Raw genomic sequence first — 15,925 nt, 5'->3', positions numbered from 1 at the left:
TTTTTCTTCCTCTCTATTTTGAAGTAAAACAAAAAACAGGCACGACTGAATACAGTGAGTCCATTATGACTCACCCATTCGGTCTTGCCTGCTTTACCAGTAACACTCCAATGTGGGTTATTCTATTAGTTTTTGAATGTGTAATGTAAGATACAGTTGCTCGTCTTCATCTAGCCTAACTTCTAAATATTGTTCTACTTTTTTCATCGTGGTGAAAGCCGCTGGATATCTTTCTTTGATTTGATCCAACAATGGATTCTTGGCCGTTGTTTCGGACCGTATATCCAGTCGTTTAAAGAAGAATCTCAAATGTGTAACAAAGCGGTCATAAGCAATCGAAGTTTCATCTAGTTCGATCTTATTTTGAAAACGAATCAGAGATAATATATCTCGAATTTTTTTAGGTGAATTTTGACTAGCAGATAAATCACTGATACCAGCAGATAATTGAGAATTAATAAAATGTAGGGCTAAATTTCCTGCTTCTGACTCTGGGATATCTTTACCTGTTTTGTCGCTGATCATCTTGACCGACTTCTGTCCAATCTCAAATTCCTTCGGATAAAATTTCTTAATCTCCCAAAACAGAGCATTTTGCACTTCAACACCTTCATCATGCAACTTCAGTAAATTGGCTATATGATCGGTTAAAGATATATAAATCGTATCGCTTAAATCTTGTTGCAGCTCTTCCTTAGCGTAGCTAATGACATCATCCGCAATTGAGACGTACTCTACGGGAATATTTTCAACTAGTTCTGAAAAGCGATTCGTTAAATTCTTCTGTTGTAAAACGAAAATCTTTTCAATTTTACTTTCATCAGGCTGATCGCCTGGCTTTTTCCTAAATCCAATTCCTCCGCCGACCCAGATGAAGTCTTTCACTTCTTTACCATCATCATCACGAACTAGGATCGCACTGTTGTTCAAAACTTTTTTTACATGCATGCATTCACCTCCAATAGAAAGAAAAATACCTTAATATACCTAGAGATACTTCTCTAAGAGTATACTAAGGTATAGCCTGATCAGTTCGCTGTCAGTAACCATCCATTTGATTGTACCAAAATAATATCATGCTTTGAAATCGATTGCAAGCGTTCTCTGGAATTAATTTTATTTATCCTCATCTGTTTTTCGGTACTTATCTTCAATAACATCATAATTATTATGCTTTATCTGATTCCACTCAGTTTTCTTGTAAGCAATTTTTTTAACATCCTATTAATTTGCTTAGGATCATATTCTTTGAATCTTTGTGAAGTAGCCCAAGCCTGTAGTTCTTGGTGATCTGGATGAGAAGGATTATGATACGCTTCTAGAAATTGATAGAATCCAGTCATTCCTCCAACATCTTCAGGAGGCGCTGTTTCTGATCCATCCAGTAATGTGGGATATCCAAAATAATAATCCTCTACCGTTTCTTCAAGCGTGACTGTGATTCGCCAGCTATCCCCGTAATCATAAAGGTAATCGATAGATCCGAACTTTTCTAGATAAGCATCGATTTTTATACCTGAAGGTTTACGGACTTCCCTTTTCAATCGATCTTGATAACGTTGTTCGGATTCCATCATATCCGGATCCGTTGTTTTTAACCGATTTTCGAAAAAACTTTTATTCTGTTTGTAATATTGATGCTCTTCATAAGCTTCATCATTATTGGTCACAATTCTATTTTCTTCATTCAATTGAAATTCATATAGATGACCCTCAAACGTGATATCATTTTGGTTAAAATTAGTTACAGCTTGAATCACTTCATTTAGTCTTTTGAACGTGACGTCTGCTGGCATGATCACTTTTCTCCAGATCAGTGGATTGGAATCATCAAATTCGACACGAACGATATAAGCTTTCATTATAAGCTCCTTTTCAACTACTTAAGTTCTCGGTTATTTTATAAAAAAATATGTGCTAATTTTGAGCACGAATCTTTGATAGCTTTTTAAACAAACTCCAAAACAACAAACATTATGTAAAACGGTATTGCAAATAGCAAAATAAATTTAGAATACTTCAATGTACTTAGAGAACTGCTGCCTGCACGACTATTATTGTTCGCGCGCATTCTATCTCCACTCACTGCTGTCCCAGATAAGATGATTGCCAATGCGGTTAAGCCAAAAGCTGTGTAGTTGACTAAAACATTAAACTCAAACTGCGTAGTCATAGCAACCACATAGCTAAACAAAAGCATTGAAGCTCCAGCAACGATCCACTTTATACTTGCCGGTATTGATTTGATTAAGTTCATAAAACTCACCTCCTCTATACGAGGAGGATATCAGAACGTGTTTAATTAATCCTATTTTTAATCAGTCACTCGTTCCAGTTCAATCAACTCCACCACAGACTCATCGTCTCCAACATCCAAACTGACCAGTTCAGTCTCATCAATTAAGTCTTGAGTATAAACACTAATCCCATCGACGACTTCTACTTCAGACATCGTTGATTCCCAACGGTAAGGAACCTTATAAACATTGATTGTGCCGTTTCCATTACTTGAATATGTCACAGATCCATCCACTAATCGACTCCCAGATAACTGCACAACATCGTCTGGGGAGACTGCACTATTTTCGTCTTTTGGGTTTAATGGTGTTCCAGCTGGAAAGTGCTGCACGTTCAACTCACTGATTTCCTGATTCGGTCCGAGCTGCAACCAGATACGAGCGTATTCAATTTCTTCGTTAGAATACTCTGCTAAAATGTCTTTTGACTCTTCTGGTTCTTCCTGATCCTCCTCAAACTCTGAGTATGTTTTCCCATCTGTTGTATCGGAATCATTTGATTCTGATTGTTCTGAATCCTCATCTATGTCTTCTGTTGTTTGTGTTTGTTCCGCTTCATTTTCAACGATCATTTCATCTTTCATTTCTTTTGAACAACCATATGTCATCATTAACCCTAAAAATATATAAAATATCGTCATCGATTTCTTTTTAATCATCATTTATTTGTATACTCTTCTGTAGGCAAATATAAAAAATAAACCCCATTACCAGATAGCTATTATCTGTATCTGGGGTCTAATTTTACATATCTTTTTTCATGAAATATCTTGTTTCACCTGGCAAAGGCGAATTATCAATTTTACCAACAATCTCATAACCGTTTTTTTGGTAAAAAGCTGGAGCATTGAAACTCATCGTTTCTAGAAAGATATATTGACAATTTTCTGTCTTAGCCAATTTTTCAACGTGTGCCAGTAACTTTGATCCAATACCTTTACCTTGTGTATTTTTCGAGACAAAGAATAGCTCGATTTTCAAATGATCCCACTGAATATGCCCAACAATACTTCCAAGAACTTCATCTGCTTCTTTATATACAAAACTAATTTCTTTGGAAACCATTTTTAGTTTAGGAACTTTTTCCAATGTGTAAGCATCTAATCCTGTTATTGTAGCTTTTTTATTTTCTTCGTAAGGTACCTCTTCGATTGGCATATCCCCACTCCTTTAACTTAAGCCATTATATTACTTACTAGTTTAACATTTTGTTAAATAGATTTCACATAAAATTTCAACTATCATTTTTGGATGACGTATCTTGAAGAAATCACTTCTAAATAGGTCTGGAAGTAGCTGAAGATGCTGCAAATCAGCCAGTAAATGAGGGCGACCATAATGTACATGGTCATGTAATCAAATTCCCTGCCGCCGACGATTCTAGCGTTCTGAAAAATCTCATTAACGGTGATCATCGCCGCTAAAGAGGTTCCTTTTATTACATCGATCAATACGTTACCAAGCGGTGGCAAAGCGATTCGAGTCGCTTGCGGGATAATGATTGCTCGAAAGGTGACCCCTTTGCTTAAACCAAGCGCTTTTGCGGCTTCCCATTGTCCGTGATCAACGGATGATACGGCGGATCTCAAAATCTCAGAGATATAGGCCGCTGAATTCAGACTGAAACAGATGATTGCGGCTGTCAAAGCTGGAAATTGAATATTGACGAATGGTAATCCGAAATAGATCAGGAAAAGAAAAACAAGCGCTGGGGTTCCACGCATAAATGAAACGTACACCTTAGCCAAAAAGTTTAACAGTTTCATCTCCGACAGACGCATAACCGTCAACCCTAAACCGATAATCAGCCCCAAAAACGTACTGATCATCGCGATAATTAAAGTATTTGGGATGCCACTGATCAAGAAAGGTAAGCTTTCCCATGCTAACTCAGGATCAAAGATGTATTGCCATTCGATGTTTCCCATACTTACTCCTCAATCTCATACGTTGGTATATCCATATCGACTTCTACAGATACATCTTCCCCTTGATAAAATTCTTTAGACAATGCACTTAGAGTCCCATCAGAATGCATTTCTGCCAAAGCTTTATCAACTTCTTCGGTTAACGTATCGCTCCCAAGTTTCATTGAAAAATTGGTGTAGCTTGGGTTAAAGAATAAATTTTCTTGGATTTTGATTGGAATTTCAGGAAAAGCTGTCAATGCCATAGTCTGACCATAATAATCGTTGATGATCAAATCGGTCCGCCCATTTGCGACATCTTGGAGGTATTGATCGTTTGTGGCATTGTCGTAAATGACCAGTTCTGCACCATACTGTTCAGCAATCTGCATATAAGAAGTTGTAGCCGCTCCAGCTGCACGTTTCCCCTCAAGATCTTCCATCGTTTCAATCTCAGAATTGTCTTCTTCTCTAACAATCATCGACATATACGTATATTTATAGGGTTCCGAGTAATTGAATTTATCCGCATTTTCTCCCGCGTGGCTGATACTCAAAGCTGCAATATCGATTTGTTCACTGTTCAGTGATGTCAGCATACCGTCAACGTTCATTTCAGTGAATTCTACCTCAACATCTAAACGCTCACCGATTTCTCGTAAGATTTCTACTTCAAAACCAGTTAAGACATTCGTACCTTCTTCATGATAGGAATTCGGAAAATACGTTCCAGAAGTCGCTGCTTTTAAAACGCCAGCTTCTTGGATATCACTCCAGGAAGTATCTTCCGCTGTCGTAGATGCGGTTTCTTCAGATGAATCATTCGAACAAGCTGCAAGTAATAGTGTGCTTCCAAGTGATAGGGTTAGTAGTGATTGAATTGTTCTTTTCATTTTTATTCTTCCTCTCGAGTTAATCCTTATAGAGTTTAACAAGGTTTTGTATGTATAGTCAAAGTTTGTAATAAATTCTATTGATTTTTCAATCATCAGTATTTCAGATCCCTATTGTGTTACATTTTATAACATACAATATTGTTTTTATCACTTTAAATGATATAGTTTGAAGAAGCTCCTAGTTTTAACATACTTCTCTATAATACAACCAATTTATATTTCATCAATATTTTAAAACTTGAATAGTTCGATACAGAGATATATTAATACTATATGTATTTTATTACGAATTCGTATCAAAAAGGTAAATTTTGTAAATTTCATATTATTTTTAACTGCCCTAATGTATACTAAATGTATTAAATTTAAAAAAGACTCATTCATACGTTCCATAAAATGATAGCGGTCTCAAAAGAAAGGATTTGTGTCAATGCACCAAAAAGAAAAAGCTTTTGAAAAGTTAAGAAAAGTATTTAATAATGATTTTAGTCAATTCCAACATATGGTTCACGAGGATTTTACATATTATCAGACTACATATTTGCCCCCTTCCGTAAGCAAAGAAACGCTCCCGAAATACATAGATGAAGCTATCATGAGAAAGAAAATATGGATTGATGATGATAGCTATTACTTATATGATCTTTCCAAAAATGTAGAAACACCCTATAATAGCATGATTTTTCAAAATAGCGGTCTGGTCTTCAAATCAGAAGAAACCACCACAAAGATCATCAATCGTTTTTTTAGAATCAATACGTCCTATGATGTGATTAGTATTCTAGGAAAAATGATTGGGATAAAAAAGAAAGTTCCTTATGTACTAGGCAACATTCAGTTTGGACCTGAGAAAGGTCCATCCAAAGATCATGTCAGCTGGATTGGGCTACATCATATTCGTAATATGGAAACTGTTGGAGATCAAACGTTTATCCATATTCATCCAGATCATGAATTAATTATCGATATGAAAGTGGGTCCCATTAAAAGTATGATGGATAATGCAGCGGCGATGGTTTACATACAGCAACAACTCACTTTAGATATGCAGCGCATTTTTGGATCATCCACTAATCTTAATCCAGATAGCTTGATCTCAAGAATCGTTGAATCCAACGTTAAAAAATATGAAAATATCTATCCCCTTCCTTGGTTCATAAAGATGATTCATACATTAGCCTTTAATATCGTTTCGAAGTCCTTAGGAGTTGAAGGTTCGGTTCGCGAGGATTATGAACTTGATTATATGCTCAATGAAGAAGATAATGAAGAGACTGAAGAAGACGAATAATTAAATAGCCAGCACTCACTACTGAACGGTGTGAGTGCTGGCTTTATTTTTAAGTTATTTTTACATACTTAGGGTGCGCTGTGATATAGAAGGTTTCTCCTTTGGAATTTTCTACTTTGAATTGTTCCCCTTTACCAACCGTTAGTTTTTCAATGATTTTAGGAAAACCTTGACCAATCTTAAGATATCCAAATACATCTGCATCTTTCCAACTAGGCCGATTATAAAACCGAAGCTTTCCGTCATAAATGCTTTCTAGTTTCAATTGCACTGAACTGTTTTTTGACTCTTTTAAAGATTCTTCGTCTGGATTTTTGTATGCGATACCTATTTTCCGACAGACGCCTTCAATAACTGCTTCCGCTGCCGTATAGAATTGCTTTTGATTTTTGTAGTAAGCATGATCCATTGGATGATCGATAAAGCCGTATTCAATAATCACCGTCTCCGTTCTACCAGTCAGTCTATGCAGAAAATAGTAATCCTCACCAGGACTGATGGCCCTATTAAAGACTCTTCTGAGTGGTAACTGGGTGCACTGAGCTAAGCGATCAGCCAAGTCTTTCGCAAACGTTGGTTTCGCCCTGACCGAATGAATGGTTTCAATTCCTCTTGCGCTACTATCAAACGCGTTCCAGTGGTTTGATAGGCAAATGTCATACTGATTTTTGATTCTTGCAACACGCTCCGTTGGTGTCAAAGTGGTATCTTCTTTTCTCGTCAGCGCTACTTTTGCTCCTAAGGCATTTAACCGACGGAACTGGTAGCGACTGATTTCTAGTGCCCAATCTTTTTCCTTTTCGCCAAATCCCATGGCTCCTGGGTCTTTTCCTCCGTGTCCTGCGTCAATAATGATCGATTTGCTCATATTCATTCTCCTCATCTATTTTTTAATACTGTCTCGTAGTGAGCCAGTTTTTTTGCGACTTGTTTTTTCCATACATAGACTGTTTTTCTGCTTACACCATATTTTGCGGCAATCTCTGTGATCGATAGTTGCTCGAAAACGAGGTCCTTTAAGTAGCGCTGTTCTTTCTTTGTTAGGCAGTTCAACATAGAATAAAACAACTGCCAGATTACTACATCTTGATCAAGAAGCTGGTGTTCGTCCGTTCCCCATTCTTCAAAGGATTCGGGCAGCCCGTCTTCTCTTTCGATAATCCGCTGATCTTTTCTGATTTGATCCATCAGTCCCCAGTAAACTTTTCGGTAGGCATAGCCTGTGAATTGATAAAAATAGGCTTCTTCATGTAAGTCTTCTGGGAATTCCTGATAAGCATCCACTAGCTTTAACCGACCAATCTGCACAAAATCATCATAGTTAGTGTGGTCATAGCGAATGCCGATTTTCTTTATCGCTCCGAACACAATTGAGTCATGTACAAAGAAAAAATCGTGTTCTAACGTTTCTTCTAGCACTCGTTTCATCTTTTCTCCATTTTCCGAAGATCTTCTTTTGAACTATACAAGGCCTTGTATGACCTTACTTTACTAAGTTACGGACTCTCATTCAAAGGTGCATAAATGAGTTAAATCCTGCCAAAATAATGGCATCTTTGATAATAGACTCGTTTTTCTGGGAATCGTTAAGTTATTTGGCTGAAATTCATTGAATTCTTATTTAAAAGACGCCATATTTTTCCATTTTAGGTCTACTAATGGTTTGATTTATGATTAACGCTCTGATCTTTCCCTTATTACGAAGACTCACCGGTTTATTTGATGCCAGTTACGACAATATTGTGCTTATTTTGGGAACTCATTAACTCACTTGTATTGAGTTGCGACAATATCGGTTTTATTCTAATAACTCGTTAACTCACTCGACTTAAGTTACAACAATATCGGTCTTATTCTATTAACTCGTTAACTCATTTGACTTGAGTTACAACAATACGAGTCTGATTTTGTGAACTCGGTCAATATACCACTTTATTCGTACTATCCCGGTTAAATGATGCTTTTGAGCGTCATTATTCTATATTAGAAGCTGAATTAGAACCTCCCCTTAAGCGGTAAAGGCATTTGAAGAAGTATTCGTATTTCCCTTGAATTTACTATTTGTTCTCTTAATGTTCTACAAAAGAATCCGATGGTAAGAAGTAGTTATTGATTGGAGGCGAAAGTATGTACGAACAATTGACAAATGAAGAAAAAATGGTAGTAAATTCCGAAGTAGCGAATCATAAAAAAGGTACGGGTATGGCTTATCTACTCTGGTTTTTTCTAGGTGTTTTCGGGATACATAGATTTTATTTGAACAGAAAAGGTTCCGCTATTGCTTTATTGGCATTATTTATTACTGGATGGATTACTTCTGTTATTTTAATTGGATTTTTGTTCTTGTTTATAGGTGGAATTTGGTTATTCGTAGATCTATTCTTGGTGGCGGGAATGGTTCGAGTTGAAAATGAAAGACTAACAACATCATTTGCTCAGAATATGTATAACGGACGAAACGACTTAGAATTTTAACGATACCGATTTAATACTAGACTAGAAAAGGTAGCAGACTGATGAGTGTATTCATTAGTCTACTACCTTTTTCTTGTCAGAAACAGTTATTACAAAACGAAAAAACCCGATAAGCAGATTCGCTTTATCGGGTCTTGTTGTTCTATTAAAGTTCTTTGAAGATGTTCACGATATTTTCTGCAGTAAAGCCGTAAGATTCCACAACTTTTGTACCTTCTCCACTTTGACCGAATTGATCTATGGTTAAGCTTGTTCCTTGTGGACCGGTGTATCGATCCCATCCAAATGGTGAGCCCATTTCAATTGCTACTCTTTTAGTGACAGGGGCTGGAAGAACGGATTCTTTGTACGCTTGATCTTGTTTCTCAAATAGATCCATACTTGGCATCGAGACAACTGATACATCCACACCTGAATCCTTTAATTGCTTCTGTGCCTTAATAGCAAGCGATACTTCAGAACCAGTCGCAATCAAGATCCCTTCTGGCGTTTCGTCAACGGATGGTGAAATCACATACGCACCTTTGCGCACATTCTCTCTAGCATGCGTTTCTGTTCCAGGTAAGACGGGTAAGTCTTGTCGTGTTAATACCAGCATCGTTGGTGTTTTAGTAGACTCAACGGCCAATTCCCAAGCTGCAACGACTTCATTCCCATCAGCTGGACGAATAACAGATAAATTATGCATACCGCGGAAACTCGATAGTTGTTCCACTGGTTCATGCGTTGGTCCATCTTCTCCAACTGCAATCGAATCATGCGTCATTACATAGATTGCTGGGATTTCTGATAGTGCAGCTAGACGAACGGCTGGGCGCAAATAATCTGAGAATACAAAGAATGTACTAACATAAGACTGCGTTCCTCCGTGTAGTAAAATGCCATTCAAGGCAGCAGCCATGGCGAACTCTCTCACGCCATACCAGATATTGCGGCCATCATACTGATCCGCTGAAAAGTCCTGTTGACCATCAATCATGGATTTATTGGATCCAGACAAGTCGGCAGAACCACCCCAGAAAGTCGGTACGGCTCCGGCGATTGCGTTCAGCACTTCTCCACTAGATACGCGCGTTGCTTTTGTACCATTTTCTTCTGTATAAACTGGCAAAGCGTCTTGCCAACCCTCTGGTAGTTGTCCATCCATCATAGCTTGGAAATCTTCCGCCAGATCCGGATAGGTGTTTTTGTAGTCTTCTACCAACTGCTTCCAGTCAGATTCTGCTTTTTGACCCTCTTCAATCATTGTTTCATTGAATCGTTCTTGAACCGGTTCAGGAACATAAAAGTCTTCGCCTTCCCACAAGTAGGCTTTCTTAGAGGCAAGTATACCTTCAGCTCCAAGTGGTGCTCCGTGAACAGCGGATGTTCCAGCATTTGGTGCACCAAATCCAATTGTTGTTTTCACTTCAATTAAAGTTGGTTGATCAAGATTTGTTTTTGCTTTTTCAATCGCTTCATTAATATTACTTAGGTCATTTCCATCTTCTACGCGAATATGCTCCCAGCCATAAGCTTCAAAGCGTTTCCCAACGTTCTCTGTGAAAGCTTTCTCGATGGGTCCATCTAATTGGATATCATTTGAATCATACAAAACCACAAGCTTTCCAAGTTTCAAATGTCCTGCTAAGGAAGCCGCTTCTTGAGAAATCCCTTCTTGTAAATCACCATCCCCACATAAGGCATAGGTATAATGATCCACCACATTGAATTGATCTCTATTAAAACGTGCTGCCAAATGCGCTTCAGCCATTGCAAAGCCAACTGCATTCGCGATTCCTTGTCCTAATGGACCGGTTGTTGCTTCGACACCATCTGTCATATGCACTTCTGGATGTCCAGGTGTTCTGCTTCCAATTTGACGGAAGTTTTTCACATCTTCAATCGAAACGTCATATCCTGAGACATGTAATAAACTATACAGTAAGGCTGAGCCATGTCCCGCGGAAAGAATAAAGCGGTCACGGTCAAACCATTTCGAATGTTTCGGGTTCACTTTCATTTGTTTAGTCCATAAGGTATAGGCCATTGGTGCAGCCCCCATCGGCAAACCTGGGTGACCAGAGTTTGCTTTTTGGACGGCATCAATACTGAGTGTTCTTAATGTGTTTACGGCTAATTCATCTATTTTGTCAAACAATTATTTTACCTCCAAGAACTTATTTACTAAATGACTTCTCTGTGGTTTCTTCGTAATCTTTAACCATCGTTTCCCACGACGAATCAATCTCTTCTGTTAGGCCGAATAAGCCGCTTCTTCCAACAATATAAATATCGGGTCCAGCTGCATCGATTTTCTTGAATGTCTTACGATTTGATGATCCATCCATTTCAATCAAGTAGTTGTAGCCTTTTTCTTCTCGTAATGCTCTTAGAGCAACAATTTTATCTAATGTGTTATCGATGAATCGTTGTCCGGCAAATCCTGGATCGACTGTCATGATGGTGATTTTGTCTAGTAAATCGATATAGGGGAAAATCGTTTCGATTGGTGTTTCTGGATTTAAGACAATCCCAGCTTTCAGTCCGGCGTTATGGATATCATCGATTAATCTGAACGCTAAGCCATCTAAGACTTCCGCGTGCATACAAATCCACTCGCATTTCAAGTCGATCAATTGCGGTACCCAGAAACTTGGCTCTGTAACCATTAAGTGAACAGACATGGGCAAATCACTAATTTTACGGACTTCTTCAATAAACCACGGTGACAAAGTAATGTTTGGCACATAGTGTCCATCCATAATATCAATGTGATAAGAATCAGCGTGATCGTTTAAAAATGTGATTTGTTCTTTGAACTTATCTAAATCCATCGTCATCAGTGAGGGTGAAATTTCTACATTATTCATTTTAAAACCATCCTTCTTCAATCTTTTTTAGCTAATTTGAATATCGCCTAAGTCGATATCTTCTTCTTCAGCGTCTAATTGCGCATTGATTGATTCTTCTGTCACATTTTTCTTAACAAGTGCAAGAACAACGGCAGTTACAACAATATTTGCCAGTAAGGCTAAAATGCCGGCCATTGGTCTGGACATCGTAGGAATCATTAAGACGCCACCAAATGGTACAGTCGCATCTGCGCCAAGAGCCATAGAGACCGCTCCCCCAACAGCGCCACCGACTGCTGTTGCAAATACGCCACGGAAAATATCATTCATGACGATTGGGATAACGCCTTCGACGATATTAACGACACCCATCGGTACAGCCGTTTTCAATGTTTCAATCTCTACTGGAGAATAGATTGTTTTACCAAATAGTTTTGCCACAAAGAAGGCAAGTCCAAAACCAATTGGTGTTGCCGTATTAACGAGTTGTAGTGCCGTGATAGGTCCGTTTAAACCTTCTGCTTGAAGGGTTAAAACAAAAGCGAACACCGTTTTATTAATGGGACCACCATAGTCGACCCCACTTAAGAGTCCAACCACTCCTCCGAAAAGTAGTAAAGAAGAAGAACCTAAACCGTTCAGTAAGTTTGTTAAAGTATCTGTGAACAAAGCAATTGGCGTACCGATCACGTAGATCATAATCAAGCCACCAAGGAAGGTAGATACTAATGGAATGATTAATGTTGGCATTAACCCTTTAGCCCAAGCAGGTACTTTCAAGAATCTTAAAATACCAATCACTAAGTATCCGGCTACGAAACCACCTAAGATACCGCCAATAAATCCTGCTTCAATCGATCTTGCTAGTAACCCAACGATGAAACCTGGTGCAATACCTGGTTTTTCAGCGATGGAGTACGCGATCCCTGTTGAAATGACGACCGGTAACATACCTAGTCCCAGTCCTCCGATAACCGCTAGTACATCCCAGATCGAATAACTACCTGCTAGTAAATCTGTGCCTGGTTCTCCACCAAACGCCATCCCAATAGCAATCATAAACCCTGCCCCACAGACAATTGGGATCAGATATGAAATTGCGGTCAATAAATGACCTTTTAAATTTAACTGTTTAATCTTTTGCATGATAAACCCCCATTTTTAAATGTTTATTCTTTTTTACGAAAAAGCTTGAACAACTTCCTCTGGACTCGTTGATTTCAACAATTCTTCTACCACTTCATCGTTTCCAAGTTTACGTGCGAACAGTGATAAGAGTTTCAAATGCTGATTCGCATCTTCATTATCATTTCCAACAGCGAAAAGAATAATCCCTTTAACCCCGCGGTCATCTAGTGACTCCCAAGGAATCTCCGTTTCATTAATCCCAATGGCTACACCAATATTATCCACGTGTGCACTTTTCCCATGAGGAATGGCAATAAAGTTTCCAATACCGGTCTTTCCTTCTTTTTCACGGGCGTAGACATCTTCTTTGAATCCTTCAATATCTGAAATATAGCCATTATCTAGTAACTCTTGGCATAATACGTTCAATGCTTCCTCTTTTGAATCAACCTTCATATCTGACTTGATCAGGTTTACATCTAAAATCTCTTTTACTTCCATCTGCTGCATACTCCTTCAATTAGTTATTTGGCTTCAACGACTTCTGTGACTTTTTGGATCAATTTGTTTGGCGATTTGACCGCTACTTCTGTTGGAACTTGGATCACTTTTTTACCTTCAAAGCGTTCACGACCGGAAATTTTAACATCAACGGCTAAGATAACCGCATCTGCAGCATCAATTTGTTCTTGAGATAATCTATTTTCAATACCAATAGTCCCTTGTGTTTCAACGTGAATTTCGTGGCCGGCTTTTTTTGCGGCATTCTCTAGTTTTTCCTGTGCGATATATGTGTGTGCGATTCCTACTGTACAAGCTGCTACTCCGACGATTTTCATGATTGTTTTCTCCTTTTAATTGTTAGTTTTTTAAATTTCTGGTTGATCTGTTTCCATTAAATACTCTAAGAATGCTTCATCCGCCAGTTTTCTTGTGAACTGACTGATCTCTCTTTTTACGTCATCCGTCTCTTCTTTACGAAGGAGAATCATAATGACAAGTCTGACTTGCTTGATCTGTTCGTCCCAAGTGATTTTCTTTTCTGGTCGAACGATAAAAACTTGGCTTTTATCTAACACACCACTTTCAACATGCGGTAAAACAATTTCTTCAGCGATTTCTACACTCCCATTTTCTTCACGCTCGGCCATTAAGCCTGCCAAGTCGAGTTGTTCTGCATCCATTAATGTATCTGATACATACTGAAACAACTCAGCCCGTGAATGAATCGGTACGTCCAACTTCACGATAAATCGGTTAGCGTCCATTGTAGATCTCCTTTATTTTGTTCTGAAGTCTGTTCTTGTCATCTTCTGTAAACATGGCGCTGACCAGTAAGCTTTTTATCGGTACGTCTTCTTCAATTCGAATCGTTGTCACGATCAATTCCGTACCCGGATAGTTCCGAGAAATTTCTCTCAAATCTCGGTAAGCAATCACATCAACGATTTCTAGTTCTGGAAATTTCTTGTCGATTTTCACTTTCAATAATTCCGAAGTCCCCACGCCAGTCGTACACATAATAATTGTTCGAATGGGTAATTGATTTGTTTCAATAATGCGCGCAAAGTACAAGGTCAAAAAACCATTCTCATCTTCATTAATAGCCGGTAAAGAAAAGGTTTCACTCACTTCATCTGAAACTTCAACGACCTGGTCATAGATAGACTGGTAAGTCATCTGTATCTGGTCTAGCAGACTATTCTTAACCCTTATACCATGTCTCAAACGATTCAACATCGGCTTGATATGATTCGCCAAATCTAGAAAAATCGATTCACTTTGAATGGTAATATTTAGCCGCTTACTCATCTCATTCAAGTACAGCTGCGTAAGTTCTGTAACGGTATTTGAAAAAGTTGCGATGGTTGTTGAACTACCCATTCTTGAAGACATCAGATACTGATAAAGATAAATCATTTCTGATTTTGGTAACTCCACCGTCAAATAATTCGATAGGTTTTGAATCGTTGACTCTGCCGCTTGATAGAGTGCTTGGTCGTTTTGTTGAATCTTGTCTTCAATGAACTCGGTTTCTAATTCTCTACCAGTAATATGCTTTAAACCAACTTTTCTGATTCGACTGATCAAAATATATAAATGAGAAAAGATATTGATGTCATAAGGATAATGAATCGTGATATCCAACTTCTTTTCGATCGTTTTAATTTGATCTAAAATATAAAGCACATCGTAGTGGTTGAAGTTTAAGTCTTTATTGTTTTTCAAATCATTTACATTCACGATATTCATTCGTTGAATTCGGTCCGTAATGGCTCTGCGGATATCTTCTTCCTCACCAGTTATCGAAACCGTTCTACTTTTTCTTACAAGATTCAAGTTATATTGTTTCAACGAATCTGCGATCAGTTGTTCATCATTGAATATCACTGTCTCACTAATAAAATAGTCAGCGTATAATTCGCTTACATTTCGGGCTTTAGGAGAATAAAGTAGTAATTCTTCCATAATTCGGCCGCGACGTTCTGCTGGGGTAAAATCACTCGTTTTTCGAGAAACTTCTTTATTTGATTGAATATACTTCTCGTAATCTAACGCGTATCCTCTCCCTTTCTCGGATAAAATCAAGTCACCTTCTGATGACCCCTCATTGATGTCTTTAATCATTCGGTATACAGTTTTTCTAGAAATCGCTAATTGACTAGCTAACTCTTCTGAAGTACTATATCCGGGGTTTTCTGAGAGAAATAGCAACAGTTTTTGTTCACGTATTTGCTTTGAACTCACCGTTATCTCCTCCTTTGTTATCTATAGTGTACCGAACATCTAAGAAAACGCTTTACACATAATTGTCCACTGCAATGGACAATTTTATGAGAAGGCTTTCTTTTCATGCAACCGACCTAACTCTCTCTTAAAATGTTTCTTCTATATAAAGGATCTACTTAATCACAATCTTCTTGTGGAACTGAAAGATCCCTATTTGCATTAGACAGAGAGTGTATCTGATTATATACCTCTAGGCAATCGTATATTTCCATTCCAATTTGTACTTTAGTAAAAAAAGAATCAGTTGTCGAAATAAAAAGGGACTTTCGTTGATATCTGTTACAAAATAGTGTATAAATAAAGTATA

General features: G+C 38.0%; 18 protein-coding genes. 2 read left to right on the top strand and 16 right to left on the bottom strand.

Annotated features, from left to right (window positions below; translation table 11 throughout):
* Positions 1-117: 117 nt before the first annotated feature.
* The 7 genes from VXN63_RS00170 to VXN63_RS00140 all read right to left on the bottom strand — a co-directional run bounded on the left by VXN63_RS00170 (position 118) and on the right by VXN63_RS00140 (position 5,097).
* A complete protein-coding gene (locus VXN63_RS00170) occupies positions 118-948 on the bottom strand; it encodes a PRD domain-containing protein (protein ID WP_327755955.1) in 831 nt (276 codons plus the stop codon).
* Between the two features lie 227 nt (positions 949-1,175).
* The gene (locus VXN63_RS00165) at positions 1,176-1,862 is read right to left on the bottom strand and encodes a plasmid pRiA4b ORF-3 family protein (RefSeq protein WP_327755954.1); all 687 of its coding nucleotides are present in this window, start codon (positions 1,860-1,862) and stop codon (positions 1,176-1,178) included.
* 86 nt (positions 1,863-1,948) lie between these two features.
* Positions 1,949-2,257, bottom strand: a complete 309-nt coding sequence (locus VXN63_RS00160; RefSeq protein ID WP_327755953.1) for a DUF5316 family protein — start codon at positions 2,255-2,257, stop codon at positions 1,949-1,951.
* A 57-nt stretch (positions 2,258-2,314) separates the two neighbouring features.
* Complete coding sequence (locus tag VXN63_RS00155) at positions 2,315-2,959, bottom strand: hypothetical protein (RefSeq protein WP_327755952.1); 645 nt, start codon at positions 2,957-2,959, stop codon at positions 2,315-2,317.
* An 82-nt stretch (positions 2,960-3,041) separates the two neighbouring features.
* The gene (locus VXN63_RS00150; RefSeq protein WP_327755951.1) at positions 3,042-3,455 is read right to left on the bottom strand and encodes a GNAT family N-acetyltransferase; all 414 of its coding nucleotides are present in this window, start codon (positions 3,453-3,455) and stop codon (positions 3,042-3,044) included.
* Positions 3,456-3,538: 83 nt separating this feature from the next.
* Positions 3,539-4,225, bottom strand: coding sequence for an amino acid ABC transporter permease (locus VXN63_RS00145; protein ID WP_327755950.1), 687 nt, complete (start codon positions 4,223-4,225; stop codon positions 3,539-3,541).
* Between the two features lie 2 nt (positions 4,226-4,227).
* Entirely contained in the window at positions 4,228-5,097 is an 870-nt protein-coding gene (locus VXN63_RS00140; protein ID WP_327755949.1) for a transporter substrate-binding domain-containing protein, read from the bottom strand.
* A 433-nt stretch (positions 5,098-5,530) separates the two neighbouring features.
* Here VXN63_RS00140 and VXN63_RS00135 point away from each other — a divergent pair, with 433 nt between their 5' ends.
* Positions 5,531-6,391 (top strand): competence protein ComK, encoded by an 861-nt coding sequence (locus VXN63_RS00135; RefSeq protein ID WP_327755948.1) that lies wholly within the window; start codon positions 5,531-5,533, stop codon positions 6,389-6,391.
* A gap of 49 nt (positions 6,392-6,440) precedes the next feature.
* On the opposite strand, the gene VXN63_RS00130 is transcribed toward VXN63_RS00135, so the two are convergent.
* Both VXN63_RS00130 and VXN63_RS00125 read right to left on the bottom strand, forming a co-directional pair.
* A complete protein-coding gene (locus VXN63_RS00130; protein WP_327755947.1) occupies positions 6,441-7,259 on the bottom strand; it encodes an N-acetylmuramoyl-L-alanine amidase family protein in 819 nt (272 codons plus the stop codon).
* An 11-nt stretch (positions 7,260-7,270) separates the two neighbouring features.
* Positions 7,271-7,819: a sigma-70 family RNA polymerase sigma factor gene (locus VXN63_RS00125; RefSeq protein ID WP_327755946.1), complete on the bottom strand. Its 549-nt coding sequence runs from the start codon at positions 7,817-7,819 to the stop codon at positions 7,271-7,273.
* A gap of 699 nt (positions 7,820-8,518) precedes the next feature.
* Here VXN63_RS00125 and VXN63_RS00120 point away from each other — a divergent pair.
* Entirely contained in the window at positions 8,519-8,866 is a 348-nt protein-coding gene (locus VXN63_RS00120; protein WP_327755945.1) for a TM2 domain-containing protein, read from the top strand.
* A gap of 145 nt (positions 8,867-9,011) precedes the next feature.
* Here the strand turns inward: VXN63_RS00120 and tkt are convergent, their stop codons facing one another.
* Genes tkt through VXN63_RS00085 form a run of 7 tightly spaced genes read right to left on the bottom strand, consistent with a single transcriptional unit; the run spans position 9,012 to position 15,576 of the window.
* Complete coding sequence (tkt, locus tag VXN63_RS00115) at positions 9,012-11,006, bottom strand: transketolase (protein WP_327755944.1); 1,995 nt, start codon at positions 11,004-11,006, stop codon at positions 9,012-9,014.
* Between the two features lie 19 nt (positions 11,007-11,025).
* Positions 11,026-11,718 (bottom strand): D-allulose 6-phosphate 3-epimerase, encoded by a 693-nt coding sequence (gene alsE / locus VXN63_RS00110; RefSeq protein WP_327755943.1) that lies wholly within the window; start codon positions 11,716-11,718, stop codon positions 11,026-11,028.
* 27 nt (positions 11,719-11,745) lie between these two features.
* On the bottom strand, positions 11,746-12,846 hold the full coding sequence (locus VXN63_RS00105) for a PTS fructose transporter subunit IIC (RefSeq protein ID WP_327755942.1): 1,101 nt from the start codon (positions 12,844-12,846) through the stop codon (positions 11,746-11,748).
* A gap of 33 nt (positions 12,847-12,879) precedes the next feature.
* Positions 12,880-13,329 carry a PTS sugar transporter subunit IIA gene (locus tag VXN63_RS00100; protein WP_327755941.1) on the bottom strand — a complete coding sequence of 150 codons (450 nt, stop codon included), beginning with the start codon at positions 13,327-13,329 and terminating at the stop codon, positions 12,880-12,882.
* 23 nt (positions 13,330-13,352) lie between these two features.
* Positions 13,353-13,667, bottom strand: coding sequence for a PTS fructose transporter subunit IIB (locus VXN63_RS00095; protein ID WP_327755940.1), 315 nt, complete (start codon positions 13,665-13,667; stop codon positions 13,353-13,355).
* A gap of 30 nt (positions 13,668-13,697) precedes the next feature.
* On the bottom strand, positions 13,698-14,096 hold the full coding sequence (locus tag VXN63_RS00090) for a PTS sugar transporter subunit IIA (protein ID WP_327755939.1): 399 nt from the start codon (positions 14,094-14,096) through the stop codon (positions 13,698-13,700).
* Positions 14,086-15,576: a BglG family transcription antiterminator gene (locus VXN63_RS00085; protein WP_327755938.1), complete on the bottom strand. Its 1,491-nt coding sequence runs from the start codon at positions 15,574-15,576 to the stop codon at positions 14,086-14,088. The genes VXN63_RS00090 and VXN63_RS00085 overlap by 11 nt, the downstream gene beginning before the upstream one ends.
* Positions 15,577-15,925 lie beyond the last annotated feature (349 nt).

The organism is Marinilactibacillus sp. XAAS-LB27, from assembly GCF_036039175.1.
Lineage (GTDB): Bacteria > Bacillota > Bacilli > Lactobacillales > Carnobacteriaceae_A > Marinilactibacillus.
This window is presented reverse-complemented; position numbering and strand designations above follow the sequence as displayed.

Excerpts from the sequence above, each read along its gene's own strand:
- VXN63_RS00170 (WP_327755955.1), bottom strand. The coding sequence starts at position 948 with ATGCATGTAAAAAAAGTTTTGAACAACAGTGCGATCCTAGTTCGTGAT.
- VXN63_RS00165 (WP_327755954.1), bottom strand. The coding sequence starts at position 1,862 with ATGAAAGCTTATATCGTTCGTGTCGAATTTGATGATTCCAATCCACTG.
- VXN63_RS00160 (WP_327755953.1), bottom strand. The coding sequence starts at position 2,257 with ATGAACTTAATCAAATCAATACCGGCAAGTATAAAGTGGATCGTTGCT.
- VXN63_RS00155 (WP_327755952.1), bottom strand. The coding sequence starts at position 2,959 with ATGATGATTAAAAAGAAATCGATGACGATATTTTATATATTTTTAGGG.
- VXN63_RS00150 (WP_327755951.1), bottom strand. The coding sequence starts at position 3,455 with ATGCCAATCGAAGAGGTACCTTACGAAGAAAATAAAAAAGCTACAATA.
- VXN63_RS00145 (WP_327755950.1), bottom strand. The coding sequence starts at position 4,225 with ATGGGAAACATCGAATGGCAATACATCTTTGATCCTGAGTTAGCATGG.
- VXN63_RS00140 (WP_327755949.1), bottom strand. The coding sequence starts at position 5,097 with ATGAAAAGAACAATTCAATCACTACTAACCCTATCACTTGGAAGCACA.
- VXN63_RS00135 (WP_327755948.1), top strand. The coding sequence starts at position 5,531 with ATGCACCAAAAAGAAAAAGCTTTTGAAAAGTTAAGAAAAGTATTTAAT.
- VXN63_RS00130 (WP_327755947.1), bottom strand. The coding sequence starts at position 7,259 with ATGAGCAAATCGATCATTATTGACGCAGGACACGGAGGAAAAGACCCA.
- VXN63_RS00125 (WP_327755946.1), bottom strand. The coding sequence starts at position 7,819 with ATGAAACGAGTGCTAGAAGAAACGTTAGAACACGATTTTTTCTTTGTA.
- VXN63_RS00120 (WP_327755945.1), top strand. The coding sequence starts at position 8,519 with ATGTACGAACAATTGACAAATGAAGAAAAAATGGTAGTAAATTCCGAA.
- alsE (WP_327755943.1), bottom strand. The coding sequence starts at position 11,718 with ATGAATAATGTAGAAATTTCACCCTCACTGATGACGATGGATTTAGAT.
- VXN63_RS00105 (WP_327755942.1), bottom strand. The coding sequence starts at position 12,846 with ATGCAAAAGATTAAACAGTTAAATTTAAAAGGTCATTTATTGACCGCA.
- VXN63_RS00100 (WP_327755941.1), bottom strand. The coding sequence starts at position 13,329 with ATGGAAGTAAAAGAGATTTTAGATGTAAACCTGATCAAGTCAGATATG.
- VXN63_RS00095 (WP_327755940.1), bottom strand. The coding sequence starts at position 13,667 with ATGAAAATCGTCGGAGTAGCAGCTTGTACAGTAGGAATCGCACACACA.
- VXN63_RS00090 (WP_327755939.1), bottom strand. The coding sequence starts at position 14,096 with ATGGACGCTAACCGATTTATCGTGAAGTTGGACGTACCGATTCATTCA.